The organism is Bradyrhizobium sp. CCGE-LA001 (genome assembly GCF_000296215.2).
Classification (GTDB): domain Bacteria; phylum Pseudomonadota; class Alphaproteobacteria; order Rhizobiales; family Xanthobacteraceae; genus Bradyrhizobium.
The window spans coordinates 5,416,001-5,437,182 of record NZ_CP013949.1 but is presented as its reverse complement, the minus strand read 5'-3'; the positions used below and the strand labels follow the sequence as shown (position 1 = coordinate 5,437,182).

At 64.5% G+C, this 21,182-nt stretch carries 17 protein-coding genes; 12 read left to right on the top strand and 5 right to left on the bottom strand.

The window, feature by feature from the left end; all coding sequences use genetic code 11:
• Positions 1 to 6: 6 nt before the first annotated feature.
• Entirely contained in the window at positions 7 to 1,269 is a 1,263-nt protein-coding gene (locus tag BCCGELA001_RS25440; RefSeq protein WP_060736604.1) for an MFS transporter, read from the bottom strand.
• 345 nt (positions 1,270 to 1,614) lie between these two features.
• Between BCCGELA001_RS25440 and BCCGELA001_RS25435 the strand changes: the two genes are divergently transcribed.
• Entirely contained in the window at positions 1,615 to 4,758 is a 3,144-nt protein-coding gene (locus tag BCCGELA001_RS25435; protein WP_158511634.1) for a CHAT domain-containing tetratricopeptide repeat protein, read from the top strand.
• Between the two features lie 21 nt (positions 4,759 to 4,779).
• Here the strand turns inward: BCCGELA001_RS25435 and BCCGELA001_RS25430 are convergent, their stop codons facing one another.
• Positions 4,780 to 5,616, bottom strand: a complete 837-nt coding sequence (locus BCCGELA001_RS25430; RefSeq protein ID WP_060736602.1) for a uroporphyrinogen-III synthase — start codon at positions 5,614 to 5,616, stop codon at positions 4,780 to 4,782.
• Positions 5,617 to 5,774: 158 nt separating this feature from the next.
• On the opposite strand from BCCGELA001_RS25430, the gene purU reads away from it, so the two are divergent.
• A complete protein-coding gene (gene purU, locus BCCGELA001_RS25425; protein WP_008555135.1) occupies positions 5,775 to 6,638 on the top strand; it encodes a formyltetrahydrofolate deformylase in 864 nt (287 codons plus the stop codon).
• A gap of 72 nt (positions 6,639 to 6,710) precedes the next feature.
• On the opposite strand, the gene BCCGELA001_RS25420 is transcribed toward purU, so the two are convergent.
• Positions 6,711 to 7,004, bottom strand: coding sequence for a hypothetical protein (locus BCCGELA001_RS25420; protein ID WP_008555134.1), 294 nt, complete (start codon positions 7,002 to 7,004; stop codon positions 6,711 to 6,713).
• A gap of 576 nt (positions 7,005 to 7,580) precedes the next feature.
• Between BCCGELA001_RS25420 and BCCGELA001_RS25415 the strand changes: the two genes are divergently transcribed.
• The 10 genes from BCCGELA001_RS25415 to BCCGELA001_RS25370 all read left to right on the top strand — a co-directional run bounded on the left by BCCGELA001_RS25415 (position 7,581) and on the right by BCCGELA001_RS25370 (position 19,655).
• On the top strand, positions 7,581 to 8,759 hold the full coding sequence (locus BCCGELA001_RS25415) for an ABC transporter substrate-binding protein (RefSeq protein WP_060736600.1): 1,179 nt from the start codon (positions 7,581 to 7,583) through the stop codon (positions 8,757 to 8,759).
• Positions 8,760 to 8,937: 178 nt separating this feature from the next.
• Positions 8,938 to 9,807, top strand: a complete 870-nt coding sequence (locus BCCGELA001_RS25410; RefSeq protein ID WP_008555132.1) for a branched-chain amino acid ABC transporter permease — start codon at positions 8,938 to 8,940, stop codon at positions 9,805 to 9,807.
• 8 nt (positions 9,808 to 9,815) lie between these two features.
• Positions 9,816 to 10,844, top strand: a complete 1,029-nt coding sequence (locus tag BCCGELA001_RS25405) for a branched-chain amino acid ABC transporter permease (protein WP_008555131.1) — start codon at positions 9,816 to 9,818, stop codon at positions 10,842 to 10,844.
• Entirely contained in the window at positions 10,841 to 11,596 is a 756-nt protein-coding gene (locus BCCGELA001_RS25400) for an ABC transporter ATP-binding protein (RefSeq protein WP_060736599.1), read from the top strand. The genes BCCGELA001_RS25405 and BCCGELA001_RS25400 overlap by 4 nt, the downstream gene beginning before the upstream one ends.
• Positions 11,589 to 12,305 carry an ABC transporter ATP-binding protein gene (locus BCCGELA001_RS25395; protein WP_008555128.1) on the top strand — a complete coding sequence of 239 codons (717 nt, stop codon included), beginning with the start codon at positions 11,589 to 11,591 and terminating at the stop codon, positions 12,303 to 12,305. Before BCCGELA001_RS25400 ends, BCCGELA001_RS25395 begins: the two co-directional genes overlap by 8 nt.
• Positions 12,306 to 12,328: 23 nt before the next feature.
• On the top strand, positions 12,329 to 13,447 hold the full coding sequence (locus BCCGELA001_RS25390; RefSeq protein WP_060736598.1) for a cobalamin-independent methionine synthase II family protein: 1,119 nt from the start codon (positions 12,329 to 12,331) through the stop codon (positions 13,445 to 13,447).
• Positions 13,448 to 13,877: 430 nt separating this feature from the next.
• The gene (locus BCCGELA001_RS25385; protein ID WP_060736597.1) at positions 13,878 to 15,233 is read left to right on the top strand and encodes a hypothetical protein; all 1,356 of its coding nucleotides are present in this window, start codon (positions 13,878 to 13,880) and stop codon (positions 15,231 to 15,233) included.
• A 60-nt stretch (positions 15,234 to 15,293) separates the two neighbouring features.
• Positions 15,294 to 16,490, top strand: coding sequence for a methionine adenosyltransferase (gene metK, locus BCCGELA001_RS25380; RefSeq protein ID WP_008555120.1), 1,197 nt, complete (start codon positions 15,294 to 15,296; stop codon positions 16,488 to 16,490).
• A gap of 123 nt (positions 16,491 to 16,613) precedes the next feature.
• Positions 16,614 to 18,035, top strand: coding sequence for an adenosylhomocysteinase (gene ahcY / locus BCCGELA001_RS25375; protein ID WP_008555119.1), 1,422 nt, complete (start codon positions 16,614 to 16,616; stop codon positions 18,033 to 18,035).
• Between the two features lie 159 nt (positions 18,036 to 18,194).
• On the top strand, positions 18,195 to 19,655 hold the full coding sequence (locus tag BCCGELA001_RS25370) for a flavin-containing monooxygenase (RefSeq protein ID WP_060736596.1): 1,461 nt from the start codon (positions 18,195 to 18,197) through the stop codon (positions 19,653 to 19,655).
• An 18-nt stretch (positions 19,656 to 19,673) separates the two neighbouring features.
• Here BCCGELA001_RS25370 and BCCGELA001_RS25365 read toward each other — a convergent pair whose 3' ends face one another.
• Positions 19,674 to 20,903 carry an MFS transporter gene (locus BCCGELA001_RS25365; protein ID WP_060736595.1) on the bottom strand — a complete coding sequence of 410 codons (1,230 nt, stop codon included), beginning with the start codon at positions 20,901 to 20,903 and terminating at the stop codon, positions 19,674 to 19,676.
• A 32-nt stretch (positions 20,904 to 20,935) separates the two neighbouring features.
• On the bottom strand, positions 20,936 to 21,172 hold the full coding sequence (locus tag BCCGELA001_RS25360; RefSeq protein WP_008555108.1) for a tautomerase family protein: 237 nt from the start codon (positions 21,170 to 21,172) through the stop codon (positions 20,936 to 20,938).
• Between the last annotated feature and the right edge of the window lie 10 nt (positions 21,173 to 21,182).

Sequence of the window (21,182 nt, the reverse complement as noted above, 5' to 3'; positions counted from 1 at the left end):
GCCCCGTCACCGCGCGTTTGCGGGGGCGTGCTCCGGCCAGAGGTCGGCGCGCCAGCGGATCGCGATCGCCAGCATCGCGATGATCCCTAAGGCGGCATAGAGCGAGCCGGTCGCGGAATAGCCGATGATGTCGATCAGGCTGCCGGCCGCGAGCAGTCCCAGCGGCAGGCCATAGATTACCATCATGCGCACGCCCATGACGCGGCCGCGCAGATGCGCACTCGCCGTCCGCATCAGGATCACGGCTGCCGAGATCATCGACATGCTCTGCGCAATGCCGGCAAGGACGAGGCAGGCCATACCCACCGGCATGGTTCTGACTTCGACGAAGACAAGCAGCATGGCGTACCACGCCAGCGTCGCGCCGATCAGAAGCCGGGCAATGCGCAGTCCGCTGACGAGACTGAGCGTGATCGAGCCGATCAGCGAGCCGACGGCGAAGCTCGCCGACAGATAGCCGAGGCCGGTCTGGTCGGTCAGAAAGATGTCGCGCGCGATATAAGGCAGCAAGCCGCCGGTAAACGGAAACGCGGTGAGATTGGCCAGAAAGGCGACACAGAGCGCTGCGCGCATGCCCGGACCGTTCCAGGCGTAGACGATCCCTTCCTTGAGGTCGCCGAACAGCCGCGAAACGGCGTGGCTGTTCGCCGGAAGATCGGTCGTGGTGACGGTCCTTTTTGGCCGCGTCAGACAGAGCATGAGGACCGCGGCCACGAAGTACAGGCACGCGATCGCGACATAGACGAGACCGATGCCGAGAACGGCGAACAGCCCGGCCCCTGTCAATGCCCCGGCGATACGGGCACTGTCCTGCGTGGTGCGCCCGACACTGATGGCTCCGACCAGTTGTTCGGGCGGCATGATCTCGGCCAGCAACGCGCCGCGCACACCGAGATCCGAAGGACGGATGAGGCCCATGATCGCGACGATGATCATGACGCTCAGCGGCGACAAATGCCCGGTCAGCGCCAGCACCATGATGGTCGACGACAGCACCGTGTAGGCGAGCCGCATCACGACCAGGAGGTCGCGATGACCGATGCGATCGCCGATCATGCCGAAGACGGGCGCCACCAGCGTTCCGACGAACTGGAGCGATGCAAGCACGGTGAGCAGCAGCACCGAGCCGGTCTCGACCAGGATGTACCAGCCGAGCACCAGCGTTTCGACCTCGAACGCCCAGGAGGTGAGCAGGTCGGACGGCCACTGGAAGCGATAGTTGCGGATGCGGAATGGCGCGAGCGCCGACGACCGCGCCACTCCACTCACGTCGCGTTGACGCGTGTCACGGCGATTCCTTCTTTTGTTTCTTCTTCTGCGCGAACCTAGCGCCGGCGGTGCCTGTGTCAATCGAAGCTGCCGCATGCCGCCATGCACGGCGGATACCGCATGTTGGACTGGCGCAGGTGCGGCAGGGCTCGCCATGACGCTCGCGCCCCGACGCATGATGCGGTCACATAGTTTTCATCTTGCTGTGGCCGGTAAGCGCGTCAGGGTCGGGGAGCGGAGCGATAAAGCATGTGGGTAGGTTGGCTGAGGTTTGCCGCGCGGCTTCTGGGTTCCCTGATACTCGTGAGTGTCCTCAGCTCGCAGGTCGGGGCTGGGCCACAGGACATGCTGACGTTGATGCAGCGCATCACGTCGCTCGCGAAGGAGGGCCGCTACGGCGAGGCCATCGGGCTTGCACGAAAGCTCGTCGCCGAGTCCGAGAAGAGCTCGGGCCGGCAGTCGCCGCTGACGGCAACAACGCTGGTCGTGCTTGGACAGGCGCTCCAGGCGCAGGGCGAGACGACCGAGGCCGAAGCCGTGCTGAGGCGGTCCCTTGCGATCCGCGAGAAAAGCCTCGGGCTCAATCATCCCGATGTCGCCGCCGTGCTCGGCACGCTCGGCCAGATCGAGCTCGGCCTGAACCGGTTGAGCGAGGCCGAGCGGGACATGTCGCGCGCCATCGCCATCGACGAGCGCGTGCTCGGCCCCGACCATCTCACGACGGCGCTGGCGCGCATGCAGCTCGGCAACCTCCGTCACCGCCAGATGAGGCAGACCGAGGCGCTCGACCTGTTCAGCCGCGCCCTCGCGGTCTTCAGGAAGTCGCCGGGACAGGCCGACATCTTGATCCCTGTGACGCTGAACAACATCGCGGAGGTCAATCGCGCGCAGGGCCGGTTGGCCGAGGCCGAAGCGAGCTTCGCCGAAGCGCTCGCGCTTCAGGAGAAGCAGCACGGCCCAGACAGCCTCTATCTGACCGCGACGCTGAACAATCTCGGCGAGCTCCGGCGCGCACAGGGGCGACTGCAGGATGCCGAGCAGCTGGCGCGCCGGGCCCTCGCCATCAGGGAAAAGTCACTCGGGCCGGATCATCCCGACGTGGCCGCGAGCCTGAACAATCTCGCCTTGGTGTTTTCGCGCGAGGGCCGTGATGCCGAGGCCGAGGGGCTGCTGACACGCGCCCTCGCAATTCAGGAAAAGACTTATGGAGCTGCGCATCCGAACGTGGCGACTGCGCTGAACAATCTCGCGGAGGCCCGGACCCATCTCAATCGCAAGCAGGAGGCCGAGCAGCTCTTGCGCAAATCGCTGGCCACTCGCGAGAAGGCGCTCGGTCCTGACCATCTCGATGTTGCGATCGCGCTCGACAATCTGGTGACGCTGATGGGCGATGGCGATCGCTACGCCGAGGCTGAACCGTTCGCGCGACGGTCGCTCGCCATCCGCGAAGCCGCGCTCGGCCAATCTCATCCGCTGGTCGCCAACAGCCTCAACAATCTGGCTGTCGTTCTCGACAGCACCGGCCGGGCGCAGGAGGCCGAGCCGCGCCTGAAACGTGCGCTGGATATTCGCCTGCGTGCCCTCGGCGAGCAGCATCCTGATGTCGCCAACAGCTTTGCCAATCTCGGCGCCCATTTTCTCGACGCGAAGGATTGGCAGCAGGCGCGCGACGTGTTCGCGCGCGCGGTGGCGATCCAGAACGGCCGTCGTGCCGCGGAATTCGGCGAGGAGGGCGGTAGCGACCTCGGGGCCCGTGAGGACACCAATCCGTATCCGGGATTGATCAATGCCGCCTACCATCTCGCGAGCGCTGCCCATGGCGGTCAGGCAGGCGCCCTACGGTCACAGGCGTTCGAAGCGGCGCAGTGGATCGGTGACGAGCAGGCCGCCCGCGCCATCGCCGGAATGTCGGCGCGCGTCGCCGATGGCCGCGGAGAACTCGCAGCCCGCGTCCGCGAGCGGCAGGACCTCGGCGCACAGGCGGTGGCGACCGACAAGGCGCTGGTGGCGGCGATCTCGCAAGCCAACGCTGCGCGCAATCCGGAGGCAGAGCAGGCGCTTCGTGCCCGGGCCTTGGCGATTGCAAGCCAGATCCGGGAATTGGATCGCATGATCGCCACCCAGTTTCCGGATTATGCGGCGCTGATGACCAAGACGCCGATCGAGATTGCGGACGCCCAGAAGCAGCTTCGTCCCAATGAGGCGATGCTGCTGTTCACGACGACGTCGCGGGCCACCTTCGTCTGGACGGTGACGCGCGCGGATGTGCGCTGGCATGCGGCCGATCTCGGCGAGAAGCAGCTCAACGACGCCATCGGCGCGCTCCGCTGCGGTCTCGACGCGGAGGCATGGCTGGATAAGGCATCCAGCTGTCCCCAGAAGCTTGGCCGCAAGACTCCGCTGGGCGCAGACGAGCCGCTGCCGTTCGATCAGGAGCGCGCCTTTGCGCTTTACCAGGCCTTGCTCGGGCCGGTCGTGCGCGACATCGATGGCAAGGAGCTGATCCTGGTGCCGTCAGGCCCACTGGCGACGCTGCCCTTCCAGGTCCTGTTGACGGACAAGCCCGTGGCGGACGGAGACCTTGCGAAGGCGCCATGGTTGGCCAAGCGTTTTGCGACGACGGTCTTGCCTTCCGTCTCCAGCCTCAAGGCCCTGCGTCAGGTTGCGCGCAGGAGCGCTGCGTCGAAACCGTTCCTTGGCGTCGGCAATCCCACGCTCGACGGCGACGGCCGCAGCGATCTTTCGATCACGCGCGCCAAGCTGGCTCGCCAGATCCAGACCTGCGCCGCCATTCCGACGCAGGCGACCCAGGTCGCGCAAAGGAGCTTGCGCGCGGTCGACGCGCTGTCGGGCGGCACGGCAGACATTGTGCAGCTCAGGCGCCAGATGCCGCTGCCGGAAACCGCGCTCGAACTATGTGCGGTGGCCAACAGCTTCGCACCCGTCAAAGGCGATGTCGTTCTCGCCAATGATGCATCCGAGACGAGGATGAAGACGCTCAGCCAAAACGGCGATCTCGCAAAATATCGCATTCTGCATTTCGCGACGCATGGCGCGCTCGCGGGTCAGGTGCGTGGCTCGATCGAGCCCGGGCTGATCCTGAGCCCGCCGGCAGCGCCGACACCCGCCGACGACGGCTATCTCTCATCGTCCGAAATATCCGGTCTCAGGCTCGATGCCGACTGGGTGATCCTGTCGGCCTGCAACACGGCCGGCGGTCAGGCGGCCAATTCGGAAGCCTTCTCCGGCCTTGCGCGGGCGTTCTTCTATGCGGGCACCCGCGCACTCCTGGTGTCGCACTGGGCGGTCAACTCCGATGCCGCCGTCGTCATCACCACTGGTGCGATCGATGCCCTCAAGGCACATGCCGATGTCGGCCGCGCCGAGGCGCTGCGCCGCTCGGTCTCGGCCCTGATTGCGAAGGGCGGCACGAATGCGCAGCCCGGCATTTGGGCCCCGTTCGTGCTCGTGGGTGATGCCGCGATGTAGCGGCAGCGGCCCCCTTGGGGATCAGCGCGTCGCCGGCTTCCGCTCGGCCAGCGCTGCGGCCATCGCCGAGATCAGCGGGCGCATGAAATAGGCGTCCTCCGGCGGCGAGATGTCTGTGCGCAGGCCATGCGCGGCGAGCTCGCCCGAGACTGCCGGGCCGACCGAGGCGATCAGCGTCCGCTCCAGCCCGGCGCGAAGACGTGCTTCGACGCCATGCGCCTTTGCGGCTTCGATCAGGCGGCGAACCTGGCCGAGATTGGTCAGTGCGATGGAATCGATCCGCCCCTCCGCCATGTCGTCGATCGCGGCAACGATGTTGGCATCCGCCGCCTTGGAATCGTAAGAATAGGGCAGCACGGTATCGACCGCGGCGCCTTGCGCGGTAAGCGCGCCGGTCAGCGCGCTGTGGTCCTTGTCCGGATAGAGCTGGAGGCCTAGGCGTCGGCCCTTCAGGTCGAGCCTGCCCAACATCTCGATCACGCCCTCGGTGGTCGGCTTCTCCGTGGTCTGCTGCGCCTCGAGGCCAACCTCCCGTAGCGCCTTGCCGGGCTTCGGGCCCCGGGTGAATTTTCGCGATTTGGCAAGCGCGGCCACGAGAGCCTTATCGAGCTCACGCGCGCGGGCGAGCTTGATGATCCGCCGCAGACCTTCGCCGGTCATCAGCACGAGATCGTCGAACGGCCGCTCGATGGCGCGGCGGATCCAGGCCTCGACCGGGGCCGGGTCCGACGCATCCTCGATGGTGAACATCGGGCACTGCACGACCTCGGCGCCTTGCTCGGCGAGGAGTTTCGAGAACTGCGCCTCCTCGCGCGTTTCCAGGATCAGGATGCGGGTGCCGTTCAAGCGGTCGGCCATGGGGGACTCCCGTGTAAAGTCGCAATGCTACGTTCATCCTGACTCTGCGCGTGGGATTGGCGCAAGGCCAGGGTCGGTGCTACAGCAGGGCCCAAATCGCGGGGTGTTCCGCGCCTGTTGCACAAACCTTCATCAAAGAGCCAAGCCTGTTCATCGCCATGCCCGATCATCAATATGTCCTGACCCTGTCCTGTCCGGATCGCCCGGGCATCGTTTCGGCGGTATCGACGTTCCTGGCCCACAACGGACAGAACATTCTCGACGCCCAGCAGTTCGACGACGTCGAGACCAAGAAGTTCTTCATGCGGGTGGTGTTCACCGCGGCCGACCTCGCCGTGGAGCTGTCGGCGCTCCAGACCGGCTTTGCTGCAATCGCCGAGCGTTTCGGCATGGAATGGCAGATGCGCGACCGCGCCGCGCATCGCAAGGTGATGTTGCTGGTATCGAAGTCCGACCATTGCCTGGTCGATATCCTCTATCGCTGGCGCACCGGCGAATTGCCGATGATCCCGACCGCGATCGTGTCCAACCATCCGCGCGAGGTCTATGCCGGGCTCGATTTCGGCGGCATCCCGTTCCACCATCTGCCTGTGACCAAGGACACCAAGCGCGAGCAGGAGGGCCAGATCATGGACCTCGTCGGCAACACGAAGACCGATCTCGTGGTGCTCGCCCGCTACATGCAGATCCTGTCCGATGATCTCTCGGCGAAACTGTCGGGCCGCTGCATCAATATCCACCACTCGTTCCTGCCGGGCTTCAAGGGCGCAAAACCCTATCACCAGGCCCATGAGCGCGGCGTCAAGCTGATCGGAGCGACCGCGCATTACGTTACGCGCGACCTCGACGAGGGCCCGATCATCGACCAGGACGTCGAGCGCATCAGCCACCGCGACACGCCGGAAGATCTGGTCCGCAAGGGCCGCGACATCGAGCGCCGCGTGCTCGCCCGCGCGATCCGCTACCATCTCGACGACCGCGTCATCCTCAACGGCCGCAAGACCGTGGTGTTCGTGGATTAGCGAATGGGGAGTGGCGAGTAGCGAGTGGAAGACAGGAGCCCAATTCGCTACTCCCTATTCGCCACGCATCGTCTAGCGCACCGCGCTGCCTGACGAAGATCCCGTCGCACCCTTCTGCGCTTGCTCTTCCTTTTCGCGATCCGCCGCTGGCATCAACCGCTTGCGCTCGCGTTCCTTCATGTAGGCGTCGTATTGCGGCGTGCCCGGGCGCGGCGGGGCGTCAGCCGGCAGGCCGCCTGCCCATTGCGGAACGTAGTCGCCCACGCCGGATGAGAGTCTTTCGTTGACGGTGCCGCAGCCGGCAAGGTTCGAGGCCACGAGCGCGACGAGGGCAACGATCGAAAGTGAGCGGACACGCATGAGCATCTTCTTAGGTCGTGCCTTATCGGGCGGAGGGACCGGACGCCGAAAGCGCGTCCAACCGGACTGTAGTCCTCAATAAGTAAAATTGGCCTATTCGAAGACTTATTTTTATGTATACATAAAGGTATTTTCGTAGGGAGAATTTGACCTTGAGAGGCCCTGTCCCGCTGATATGGTATACACGACGTATTCATCAACAGCGTGTGCTCGGCTCCACTTGAAGGGCCCAAGGGGGAGGCAGCTGAAGGATGTTCGGATTCTGCAAATAAGAGGCGGAATGCTCCATCCACACTGGCATCGCGCCTCTTAGGGTGTGGCGACCGGTTGCGACATGGGATTGGGCCGCCCAAGGGCTTTTTCGTTGACAAGACCATTTTATTTGTACAATCGTACAAATCTATCCCCGTCGGATTCCAGGACCGCGCTTGCGCGCAATGGTCGCCCAAGGTCCGATTGACAACGGGGTTGCAGAGGACGCCATGTGGCCGCACGGCATGGCTTGTCCGCAAGTTGAAGCGCGGCAAGGACCGGGAACGCGGTTCAGGGCACAAAGTCAGGAATGAAGGGGAGGGACATCTGATGTTCGTACGTATGCAATTGTCTTGGGCTGCGGCGGTGGCCGCCATCTCGAGCCTCGCTGCCGTCGCGCCTGCGAAGGCGCAGGACGCCGTCAAGATCGGCCTGATCCTGCCGATGACCGGCGGCCAGGCCTCGACGGGCAAGCAGATCGAGAACGCGATCAAGCTCTACATGCAGCAGAAGGGCGATACTGTCGCCGGCAAGAAGGTCGAGATCATCCTCAAGGACGACGCCGCGATCCCGGACAAGACCAAGACGGCTGCGCAGGAGTTGATCGTCAACGACAAGGTCAATTTCATCGCCGGCTTCGGCGTGACGCCCGCAGCGCTCGCGGCCGCGCCGCTCGCAACGCAGGCCAAGATTCCGGAAGTCGTGATGGCGGCCGGCACCTCCATCATCACCGAGCGCTCGCCCTACATCGTGCGCACCAGCTTCACGCTGGCGCAGTCCTCGACCATCATCGGTGACTGGGCAGTGAAGAACGGCATCAAGAAGGTGGCGACACTGACCTCCGACTACGCGCCGGGCAATGACGCGCTTAACTTCTTCAAGCAGCACTTCACCGCCGGCGGCGGCGAGGTGGTCGAAGAGGTGAAGACGCCGCTCGCCAACCCCGACTTCGCGCCGTTCCTGCAGCGCATGAAGGACGCCAAGCCCGATGCGATCTTCGTGTTCGTGCCGGCCGGCCAGGGCGGCAATTTCATGAAGCAATATGCCGAGCGCGGCCTCGACAAGGCCGGCATCAAGGTGATCGGACCCGGCGACGTCACCGATGACGACCTGCTCAACAACATGGGCGACGCCGTGCTCGGCACCGTCACCGCGCATCTCTACTCCGCGGCGCATCCCTCGCAGATGAACAAGGATTTCGTCGCCGCCTACAAGAAGGCGTTCGGCAACCGTCCGGGCTTCATGGCCGTGGGCGGCTATGACGGCATCCACCTGATTTATGAAGCGCTGAAGAAGACGGGTGGCGACACCAACGGCGACAAGCTGATCGAAGCCATGAAGGGGCAGAAGTGGGAAAGCCCGCGCGGCCCGATCTCGATCGATCCCGAGACCCGCGACATCGTGCAGAACATCTACATTCGCAAGGTCGAGAAGGTCGACGGCGAGCTCTACAATGTCGAGTTCGCAACCTTCGAAGCCGTCAAGGATCTCGGCAAGACCAAGAAGTGACGCGCGAAAGCGCGTCATCCCCGAGCGCGCTTAGCACGCATCCGGGATCTCATGCCCCTTGCTCCGTCATGCCCGGGCTTGACTCGGGCATCCAAGCGGAAGCCAAGAAACGAATGTCAGACAAGAACGTGGATGGCCGGGACTAGCCCGGCCATGACGAACAACCCAAGCTGAGACGATGACCGCGATCCTCACCAATTTGTTCGATGGCGTTGCCTACGGCATGCTGCTGTTCGTGCTCGCCTGCGGGCTCGCGGTCACGCTCGGCCTGATGAACTTCGTCAATCTCGCCCACGGCGCCTTCGCCATGGCCGGCGGATATATCTGCATGGTGCTGGTCAACCGGATGGGCTGGCCATTCTTCGCCGCCCTGCCGCTCGCCTTCGTCTCCGCGGCCGCGATCGGCATCGTGCTCGAACGCACGCTCTATCGCCATCTCTATGCGCGCAGCCATCTCGACCAGGTGCTGTTCACGATCGGCCTGACCTTCATGTCCGTCGCGGCCGTCGACTACATCCAGGGCTCCTCGCGTGTCTTCATCGATCTGCCGGCTGCGCTCCAGGGTCAGTTCGACGTGTTCGGCGTCGGCATCGGCCGCTACCGGTTGATGATCATCGTGATCTGCGGCCTGCTCACCATCGGCCTCCAATTGGTGCTGGCCAAGACGCGCTTCGGCAGCCGCCTGCGCGCCGCAGTCGATGATCCTCGCGCCGCAAGCGGCCTCGGCATCAACGTGCCGCAGGTGTTCGCCTTCACCTTCGCCTTTGGCTGCGGACTCGCCGGGCTCGGCGGCGCGCTGAGCGCCGAGATCCTCGGTCTCGACCCGTACTTCCCGCTGAAGTTCATGATCTACTTCCTGATCGTGGTCACCGTCGGCGGCTCCTCCTCAATTACCGGGCCGTTCCTGGCCTCGCTCCTGCTCGGCATCGGCGACGTCGCCGGAAAATATTACGTGCCGAAGATGGGACCCTTCGTGATCTACACCATGATGATCGTGATCCTGATCTGGCGCCCGAACGGCCTGTTTGGCCGTACGGCTGCGCGGTGAGTTCGCCGATGAGCGCTGCTTCCGACGTCGGCTATCATGCCCAGCGCCAGGCGCGCTGGCACTGGGGCGAAATCGCCTTCTGGCTGGTCGTGCTGGCCTGCGGTTTCCTGTTTCCCTCCCGCTATCTGATCATGACCGACATCCTGCGGCTGGCGCTGTTCACGATGTCGCTCGATCTCATCCTCGGTTATGCCGGCATCGTCTCGCTCGGCCATGCCGCGTTCTTCGGCGTTGGTGCCTATGCTGCGGGCCTTCTTGCCTTGCACGGCATCATCAAGGAGCCCGTGCTGGCGCTGATCGTCGCCGGCCTTGCCGCGATGGTGCTCGGCTTTGCCACCAGCTTCCTGGTGATCCGCGGCGTCGATCTCACCCGGCTGATGGTGACGCTCGGCATCGCGCTGCTGCTGGAAGCGCTCGCCGAACGCTTCTCCAACATCACCGGCGGCACCGACGGCCTGCAGGGCATCGAGATGCAGCCGATCTTCGGCGAGATCCCGTTCGACATGTTCGGCAAGGCCGGGTTCTTCTACTCGCTGGCTGTGCTGTTTCTGCTCTTCCTGTTCGCCCGCCGCGTCGTGCATTCCCCGTTCGGCCTGTCGCTGCGCGCGATCAAGAACAATCCGCTGCGCGCCGCCGCGATTGGCATTCCCGTCAACCGCCGCCTGATCGCGATCTACACGCTTGCGGCGTTCTATGCCGGCATCGCCGGCGCGCTGTTCACCCAGACCACCGCGATCGCCTCGCTCGACGTGTTCGCCTTCGAACGCTCCGCCGACCTGATGCTGGTGCTGGTCATCGGCGGCACCGGCTATCTCTATGGCGGGCTGGTGGGCGCGGTGGTGTTCCGCATGCTCCAGGAATTGTTCTCCACCATCACGCCGCAATATTGGCAGTTCTGGATCGGCCTCGTGCTGGTGCTGATCGTGCTGATCGGCCGTCAGCGCCTGCACCGCTGGGTGCTCTATCTCCCGAACCTGATCATCAGGCAGGTTGCCGGGCGCAAGGCCGTCGTCGCCGTGTCGGAGAGCGAGGCATGACCATCGCGCTCGAAACCCAAAATCTCGAAAAGCAGTTCGGCGGCCTGCGCGTCACCCGTGATCTGTCCTTGAAGGTCGAGCAGGGCGCCCGCCACGCGCTGATCGGCCCGAACGGCGCCGGCAAGACCACAGTCATCAACCAGCTCACCGGCGTGCTCAAGCCGAACTCGGGTCGCATCCTGCTGGAAGGACAGGACATCACCGATCTGCCTGTGCACAAGCGCGTGCTGCGCGGCCTGTCGCGCACCTTCCAGATCAACCAGCTTTATCCCGACCTGACCCCGCTCGAGACCATCGGCTTGGCCGTGTCCGAGCGCCTCGGCCATGGCGGCGACTGGTGGCGGCGGATGGGCACGCGCGGCGACGTCAACGGCGAGATCGCCGATCTGCTCACGCACTTTCACCTGCTCGACGTCATGAACGAGCAGACCGTGACGCTGCCTTACGGCAAGCAACGCCTGCTGGAAATCGCCGTTGCGATCGCGGCCAAGCCGCGCGTGCTGCTGCTGGACGAGCCTGCGGCCGGCGTGCCCGAGAGCGAGCGCCATGACATTCTGGCCGTGGTCGGTGCGCTGCCGCGCGACGTCACCGTGCTCTTGATCGAGCACGACATGGACCTCGTCTTCTCCTTTGCCGACCGCATCTCGGTGCTGGTCTCGGGCGCGCTGCTCACCGAAGGCCGGCCCGAAGAGGTCGCGCGCGATCCGCAGGTGAAGGCCGTCTATCTTGGCGAGGAGGCGGTCAATGTCTGACCTGCTCGCGATCGATTCGCTTCGCGCCGGTTATGGCGAAGCGGTCGTCTTGCCCAACATGTCGCTGCGCCTCGCCGAAGGGCAGGTGCTGGCGCTGCTCGGCCGCAATGGCACCGGCAAGACCACGCTGATCAACTCCATCGTCGGCGTCACCCGCCGCTTCTCGGGCTCGGTCGCGCTCGCCGGCACGGATGTCACCGCGCTACGGCCCGATCAGCGCGCACGCGCCGGCATCGGCTGGGTGCCGCAGGAGCGCAACATCTTCCGCTCGCTCACGGTGGAAGAGAACATGACTGCCGTGGCACAGCCCGGTCCCTGGACCGTCGAGAAAGTCTACGAGATGTTCCCGCGGCTGAAGGAGCGGCGGAGCAATTTCGGCAACCAGCTTTCCGGCGGCGAGCAGCAGATGCTGGCGATCGGCCGCGCGCTGACCCTCAATCCGAAAGTGCTGCTGCTGGACGAGCCGACCGAGGGCCTTGCTCCCATCATCGTCGAGGAACTGCTCAAGGCCATCGGCACCATCACGCGGGCGGGCGGCATCTGCTCGATCATCGTGGAGCAGAATGCCCAAAAGATTCTGGGGCTCGCCGACCGTGTCGTGATATTGGAGCGCGGAACGATCGTCCACGACGCCCCCAGCGTCGCGCTCAAGGCCGACCCCTCGGTCCTGGAACGCCATCTCGGCGTCGCCGGGGCGGCGGCCCACTAAACCAAATGTCCAGGGAGTAAGACATGCAGCGAACCAAAGCCCCCTTCCGCGCCGACGAGGTCGGCAGTCTCCTGCGTCCGACTAAGATCAAGGAAGCCCGCAGCCGTCTCGAGAAGGGCGAGATCTCCGCTGACGATCTGCGCAAGATCGAGGACATGGAGATCGAGAAGGTCGTGCATAAGCAGGCTTCGGTCGGCCTCAAGCTCGCGACCGACGGCGAATTCCGTCGCTCCTGGTGGCATTTCGATTTCCTGGCCAAGCTCACCGGCTGCGAGCTGTTCCACCCCGATACCGGCATCCAGTTCACGGGCGTGCAGACCCGGCACGATGCGGTGCGCGTGATCGGCAAGCTCGACTTCCCCGACGACCACCCGATGCTCGACCACTTCCGTTTCCTGAAGAAGTCCGCCGACCAGGCCCACGTCACCGCCAAGATGACGATCCCGTCGCCTGCCGTGCTGCACTTCCGCGGCGGCCGCAAGTCGATCTCCAAGGACGTCTATCCCGATCTCGACGCCTTCTACGAGGATCTCGGCAAGACCTATCGCAAGGCGGTGAAGGCGTTCTACGACGCCGGTTGTCGTTATCTCCAGTTCGACGACACCGTGTGGGCCTATCTCTGCTCGCAGGACGAACTGCAGAAGGCGCGCGAGCGCGGCGACAATCCGGACGGCCTTCAGCAGATCTATGCCCGCATCATCAACTACGCACTGGCCGAGAAGCCCGCCGACATGGTGGTGACGACGCATGTCTGCCGCGGCAATTTCCGCTCGACCTGGATCTCCTCGGGCGGCTACGAGCCGGTCGCCGAGACCATGCTCGCCGGCACCAATTACGACGGCTACTTCCTCGAATACGACAGCGATCGTGCCGGCGGCTTCGAGCCGCTGCGCTTCCTGCCCAAGGGCAACAAGGTCGTCGTGGTCGGCGTCATCACCTCGAAGTTCGGCGAGCTCGAGAAGAAGGACGACATCAAGCGCCGCCTGGAGGAAGCCGCCAAGTTCGCGCCGCTCGAGCAGCTCGCGCTCTCGCCGCAATGCGGCTTTGCCTCGACGGAAGAGGGCAACATCCTCTCCGAAGAGGAGCAATGGGCCAAGCTCAGCCTCGCGGTGGAGATCGCGAAGGAAGTGTGGGGTAACTGAGCTCGTTGCGTGCGTAGCGACGAGGCCTCACCACACACTCACTGTCATTCCCCGCGAAAGCGGGGAATCCAGTACGCCGCGGCTCCTCCGTACCTTCTCGTTGTCTCTGGAATACTGGACGCCCGGCCGAGCCGGGTGACAACAGCCAAGTACGTGGCGCAGCGGAAGCCCGCATGAGCGGAGCGACCTGCGGGCTGCATCGTTCCGCAAACCCGCCGTCACCTCTCCGACAGATAGACCTCGCCCGGCAGCGCTTCGACCGCGGCGGCTGTTTCTACCGAGACCATCCCTAGAAGCTCCACGTCAGCGCTGCCGACGCGGCCGCGTCGGCAAAGGCGCAGGGGGACGGTGCCTCGATCCGCTATTCCCTGAGTGGGCAGAATTTGCTAGGACGTGGGACCCAATCCTTCTGCCCACCGCTTTCCCACCGATGAAAAACGACGAAATCCTGAGCCAGATCACCGAGTTCTGCCGCAAGGCGGACATGGCGGAATCGACCTTCGGCCGCCGGGCGGTGAACGATGGGAAGCTGGTGCATCGTCTGCGCGAGGGAAAGCGCATCACCGTCGATACGCTGGAGCGGATCCAGGCCTATATTGCTGCATCGACGACCGGCGGCCTGCCGCCGCCGCGCGGGCTTCAGGTGCCGCCGGAAAAGCGCGACCCGCGCGGCAATTTCCGCTTCTTCGAGAACCGCCAGAAGTACCTGCTGTTCGTCCACACCTGCAGCGAGAAGCGCGTCATCGCGGACCGGGTTGCGCTGGAGCTTTCCTCCATCCATCCGCGCCCGCCGGCGCTGCGTCTGTTCGACGCGGGGGTCGGTGACGGCACGGTGCTGGCGCGGGTGCTGCGCGCAACGCACCAGCGCTATCCGCACATGCCGTTCTATGTCGCCGGCAAGGAGCTCAGCCTCGAGGACCTGCGCCTGACGCTGGAGAAGGTGCCGGACCGCATTTTCGAGCATCCGGCGTCGGTGTTCGTCTTCACCAACATGTTCTACGCGGAGGCGCCCTGGCTCACCCCGGCATCGCCTGCGGCGGCGGCTGCGACCGTCTGGCACGAGGTGCCGCTCCGCGGTGCGTCATCGGGCGAGTTCGAGCAGCAGATCGCAGAGCTGAGGCCGTTTCTGGAGCAGAACTGGCGCGCGGCGATCAGCCCGCGCACGGCCATGCCGCTCTACGAGCGCCCGGTCGTCCTCGTGCTCTATCGCGAGGACCACAGGTTCCTGCTCGACTCGACCATCCCTCGGCCGGGTCAGACCGAGGCCAATTTCGACCTCGTCATCGCATCCCAGCCCTACCGGGCCCTGTCCTCGGTCAATTTCCGCGCCAAGCGGATCATCGCACCGCTGGCGCGGGCGCTTCGGCCCGGCGGCAGGCTGATTGGAATCCACTCCCATGGGCAGGATCCGGGCATGGAAATGATCCAGGCGATCTGGCCGGGAGAAAATCCTTTCTCGGTCAGCCGCCATGAGCTACTGCGTGCAGTTAAGTATGAACTTGGATCGGTGGGACGCGACTTAAATTTTAATGCCTACGCGGATAACCGTTCGATCTTCAGGTATGATATGGAAGCGCTGCCCAACGAGGTCACCGGCACCATCGGAACCTCGACGGCCTTTGCAGCGTGGAATGCGGCGGTGTATGTCGCTCAGATTGAGGACGACCGATTGGCGGAAATGACTCAAAACGGCCGCACCCTGGATGCCGCCAGGGACGTGCTGCGAAAGTACAATGGGCTCTGGTTTCTCGACGAATCCTACGTCATCTCGCGCCGGCGTGATTGACATCATCAAAAGTGAACATCGCAAACGCCCGCCGGCTAGCGGCGGAACAAGGGGTTACTGATGCGCGCGTCCTATCTCTTCACCAGCGAGTCCGTGTCCGAAGGCCATCCAGACAAGGTCTGTGACCGGATCTCCGACGAGATCGTCGACCTGTTCTATCGCGAAGGGCCGAAGGCCGGCATCGACCCCTGGCAGATCCGTGCCGCCTGCGAGACGCTGGCGACCACCAACAAGGTGGTGATCGCTGGCGAGACCCGCGGTCCGAAGTCGGTGACCAACGAGCAGATCGAGAGCGTCGTCCGCGGCGCGATCAAGGACATCGGCTACGAGCAGGAAGGCTTCCACTGGAAGACCGCCGACATCGAGATCCTGCTGCATCCGCAGTCGGCCGACATCGCCCAGGGCGTCGATGCGCTGCAGCCTGGCGAGGTCAAGGAAGAGGGCGCGGGCGATCAGGGCATCATGTTCGGCTACGCCACCAACGAGACGCCCGATTTGATGCCGGCGCCGATCTTCTACGCCCACAAGATCCTCCGCCTCATCTCCGAAGCCCGTCACTCCGGCAGGGAGAAGGTGCTCGGCCCCGACTCCAAGAGCCAGGTCACCGTCCAGTACGAGAACGGCAAGCCGGTCGGCGTGCGTGAGATCGTGGTCTCGCACCAGCACCTGGTCGAGGACATCTCGTCCAAGCAGATCCGCGACATCGTCGAGCCCTATGTGCGCGAGGCGCTGCCGAAGGACTGGATCACGCCGAAGACGATCTGGCACATCAACCCGACCGGCAAGTTCTACATCGGCGGCCCCGACGGCGATTCCGGCCTGACCGGCCGCAAGATCATCGTCGACACCTATGGCGGCGCGGCCCCGCATGGCGGCGGCGCATTCTCCGGCAAGGATCCGACCAAGGTCGACCGTTCTGCGGCCTACGCCGCGCGCTACGTCGCTAAGAACATCGTTGCCGCTGGTCTCGCCGATCGCTGCACGCTGCAGCTCGCTTACGCCATCGGCGTGGCGCGTCCGCTGTCGATCTACATCGACACCCACGGCACCGGTAAGGTGTCGGAGGACCAGCTCGAGAAGGCCGCGGCCAAGGCGATGGACCTCACCCCGCGCGGCATCCGCACCCATCTCGATCTCAACCGGCCGATCTACGCGCGCACCTCGGCCTATGGCCATTTCGGCCGCACGCCCGACAACGAGGGCGGCTTCTCCTGGGAGAAGACCGATCTCGTCGAGCCGCTCAAGCGCGCGCTCTAGTTCTCTTGCGTCATTCCGGGGCGCCCCGACGGCGGCGAACCCGGAATCTCGAACCTCAGGATTCAGGGTTTCGCTCGTCTCGCGAGCGCCCGGAATGACGAGCCAAACAAATAGGAACCTCCCATGAACGCGAAGCCCGGCTTCACCGATTACATCGTCAAGGACATTTCGCTGGCCGATTTCGGCCGCAAGGAACTCTCGCTGGCCGAGACCGAGATGCCCGGCCTGATGGCCACCCGCGAGGAGTACGGCCCGAAGCAGCCGCTGAAGGGCGCGCGCATCGCCGGCTCGCTGCACATGACGATTCAGACCGGCGTGCTGATCGAGACGCTGGCAGCGCTCGGCGCCGACATCCGCTGGGTCTCCTGCAACATCTACTCGACGCAGGATCACGCCGCCGCCGCGATCGCGGCCGCCGGCATTCCCGTCTTCGCCGTCAAGGGCGAGACGCTGACCGAGTACTGGGACTACACCGCAAAGCTGTTCGACTGGCACGGCGGCGGTCACCCGAACATGATCCTCGATGACGGCGGCGACGCCACCATGTACGTCCATCTCGGTCTGCGCGCCGAGAACGGCGACACCGCCTTCCTCGACAAGCCCGGCTCCGAGGAAGAGGAAGTCTTCTTCGCGCTTCTGAAGAAGCAGCTCAAGGAGAAGCCGAAGGGCTACTTCGCCGCGATCGCCGAGAGCATCAAGGGCGTCTCCGAAGAGACCACCACGGGCGTGCATCGTCTCTACGACATGCAGAAGGCCGGCAAGCTGCTGTGGCCGGCCATCAACGTCAACGACAGCGTCACCAAGTCGAAGTTCGACAACCTCTACGGCTGCCGTGAATCGCTGGTCGACGGCATCCGCCGCGGCACCGACGTGATGCTGTCGGGCAAGGTCGCGATGGTCGCCGGCTTCGGCGACGTCGGCAAGGGCTCGGCCGCTTCGCTGCGCCAGGCCGGCTGCCGCGTCATGGTCTCCGAAGTCGATCCGATCTGCGCGCTGCAGGCCGCGATGGAAGGCTACGAGGTCGTGACCATGGAAGACGCCGCGCCCCGCGCCGACATCTTCGTCACCGCCACCGGCAACAAGGACATCATCACCATCGAGCACATGCGTGCGATGAAGGATCGCGCCATCGTCTGCAACATCGGCCACTTCGACAACGAGATCCAGATCGCGGCTCTCCGCAATCTGAAGTGGACCAACATCAAGCCGCAGGTCGACGAGATCGAGTTTCCCGACAAGCACCGCATCATCATGCTGTCGGAGGGCCGCCTCGTGAACCTCGGCAACGCGATGGGCCATCCGTCCTTCGTGATGTCGGCGTCCTTCACCAACCAGACGCTGGCGCAGATCGAGCTGTTCGCCAACAACAAGGACGGCAAGTACAAGAAGGAAGTGTACGTGCTGCCGAAGACGCTCGACGAGAAGGTCGCCCGCCTGCACCTCGCCAAGATCGGCGTCAAGCTCACCGAGCTGCGCAAGGATCAGGCCGACTACATCGGCGTGAAGCAGGAAGGTCCGTACAAGAGCGATCACTACCGCTACTGATCAATTCGATCGATCTAGCCTCAATGCAACGCCCCGGAGTGATCCGGGGCTTTGTTGTTTGGGTGCATGGCATTCAACTCGCTCTACAGTTGCTGCAGGCTGATTGCCAATTGACGACCGGCCGCGACGGGCGGACAATCCTCGGTGGCGGAGGAAACCATGCAACAAGAACAATTTGACGTCCTCATCATCGGTGCCGGCTTGTCCGGCATCGGCGCGGGCTATCATTTGCAGACGAAGTGCCCGGCCAAGAGCTACGTCATCCTCGAGGGCCGCGACTGCATCGGCGGGACCTGGGACCTGTTTCGCTATCCCGGCATCCGCTCTGACAGCGACATGTTCACGCTCGGCTATTCCTTCAAGCCGTGGACGGATCCGAAGGCAATCGCTGACGGGCCGCAGATCCTGAATTATGTGCGCGAGACCGCGAGCGATAACGGCATCGACAGGCACATCCGTTTCCGCCATCGGGTCAAGCGGGCGGCATGGTGGACGAGCGAGGCGCGCTGGACCGTCGAGGCCGAACGCACGACAGGCGAGGGCGCAACTGAACTGGTGCGCTTCACCTGCAATTTTCTGTTCATGTGCTCGGGCTATTACAAATACGAGGCGGGCTACACGCCGGAGTTCAAGGGCACGGCCGACTACGCCGGCCACATCGTGCATCCGCAGAAATGGACCGAGGACATCGACTATGCGGGCAAACGCGTCGTCGTGATCGGCTCGGGCGCGACCGCGGTGACGCTGGTGCCGGAGCTCGCCAAGAAGGCGGCGCAGGTCACCATGCTCCAGCGCTCGCCGACCTATGTCGTGTCGCGCCCCGCTCAGGATCCCCTGGCCAACAAGCTGCGCCGCAATCTGCCGGCGCGACTCGCTTATCACCTGATCCGCTGGCGCAACGTGATGTGGGGGATGTTCTTCTTCCAGCTCAGCCGGCGCAGGCCCGCGAAGGTGAAGGACCTCATCCTCAAGGGCGTGCAGATGGCGCTCGGCCCCGACTACGACGTCGCAACCCATTTCACGCCGCGCTACAATCCCTGGGACCAGCGGCTGTGCCTCGTGCCCGACGGCGACTTGTTCAAGGCGATCCGCGAGCAGCGCGCCGCCGTCGTCACCAACGAGATCGATACCTTCACGCGTGACGGCATTCGCCTCATGGACGGCCGCGAGCTTGCGGCAGACATCGTCGTCACCGCGACGGGGCTGGTGCTCCAGGTCGTCGGCGGTCTCGAGGTGAGCGTCGACGGCCGCGCCGTCGATTTTGCCAACACGCTGACCTACAAGGGCATGATGTATGCCGACGTGCCGAACATGGCCTCCGCCTTCGGCTACACCAACGCGTCCTGGACGTTGAAGTGCGATCTCACCTGCGAATATGTCTGCCGACTCATCAACTACATGGACCGGCACAATTTCCGTCAGTGCATGCCGCACAACGTCGACCCTGATATCACCGCGCAGCCGTCGCTGGATTTCACCTCGGGCTATGTGCAGCGCTCGATCGCAAAAATGCCGAAGCAGGGCTCGAAACGGCCATGGCGGCTGTATCAGAACTACGCCGTCGACATCGTCTCCTTGCGCTTCGGCCGGATCGATGACGGCGTGATGCGATATTCCTGATCACGCCGCCGTGTGCGGTCAGGCTTTGCGCGTGGTCAGCGCGAGCCCAAGATCGATCGCCAGTGCCAGGACGACGGCGCCGCCGCCGAGCGAAAACAGAACGAGATAGTCGCCGCCGGTCTGCGCATAGATCCAGGAGAAGCCATAGGCCGCGGCTGCCTGAAACAGCGCAAAGCTGGTGGTGGCGTGGCTCCACGTCGCACGCTGCTGCTCGGCAGAATGGGGAACCAGCTCATGGATGCGCCCGAGCACCAATGGTACGATGCCCGGCGTGAAGCCGCCGATTACCACGCTCGACACGATCAGCGAGACAGGGGCCGTGCTGACGGTCGGGAGCAGCACCGCGGCCGCCTCGATCAGGAAGGCTGCTCGCAGCGCCGGACCGAAGCCGGAGCGGTCACCGAGATGGCCGGCGACGAGCGGCCCCACGATCGCGCCGAGGCCGTACAGCACCCAATAGCGCGATCCCGCGGCAATGCCCTGACCAAGGCCGCGTGCGACGAAGTCGACGATGAACACCATATGCGGCACCAGCGCCACCGCGTTGAGGCCGTACTGGATCAGCAGCGCACGTTCGGCTGACGAGGCGCGATGGTGCTTCGGATGATGCGAGGGGGCCGCATCAGCCTTGACGTCGGCCGGCCAGTTCCACCAGCTCGCCAGCGTCAGCACGGCCGAGAGTATGCCAAGGCCATACCAGCTCTGCTGCAGGCCCTGGTGCAGCAACAGCGGCACCAACGTGCCTGACGCGGCGACGCCGAGGCCGACGCCCGCAAAGATCACGCCGCCGACGAGGCCGCGTCGGGTGACCAGGGTGTGCGGCAAAATGACGGACGCTGCGAGCACCATGATGATGCCCCCGGTGAGGCCGGACAGAAAACGCCACGTGAAGAACCAGGTGAACGAGACCGGGGCCGAGCTGGCGAAGAAGGAGAGGGTGGCGAGCAGCATCATTGCCCGCAGAGCGCGGACCGCGCCGATGCGGGTTGCGACCGCTCGTGCCGCGAGCGCGCCGGCGAGATAGCCGGCGAGGTTGGCCGCGCCGAGATAGACGATATCGGACGCGCTGAACCACTTTGCCGCAATCAGCGCCGGGATCAGTGGTGTGTAGGAGAAGCGGGCGAGGCCAAGCCCGACCAGCGATGCAGACAGTCCTGCCACCGCATATCGCCAAGTTCGTTGCGATTCTGATCCCGGCTGCGGATGCAGCCGGGCGTCCATGCGTTGCTTCGTATGTGTATTGGTCATATCTTCTTGCTCCACGCAGGATGGCGTGTGGATCACCCTTTCTGGGCAGCGCGCCGCCGCCGGAATTCCTGCACGGGCAGGCCACCCCAACCCCAATTGTCGGTGTCGACTTCTTCGATGACGACGAAGGTTGCCTCAAGCGGCTTGCCAAGCACGTCACGCAGGAGCTCACTGGATCCCTTGATCAGCGCGGCTTTTTCCTCCGCTGAGAGCGACGCCGCGCCCGGCGTCGTTCCTTCGCGAGTCACTTGGATGGTGACGATGGGCATCTCGGGTCTC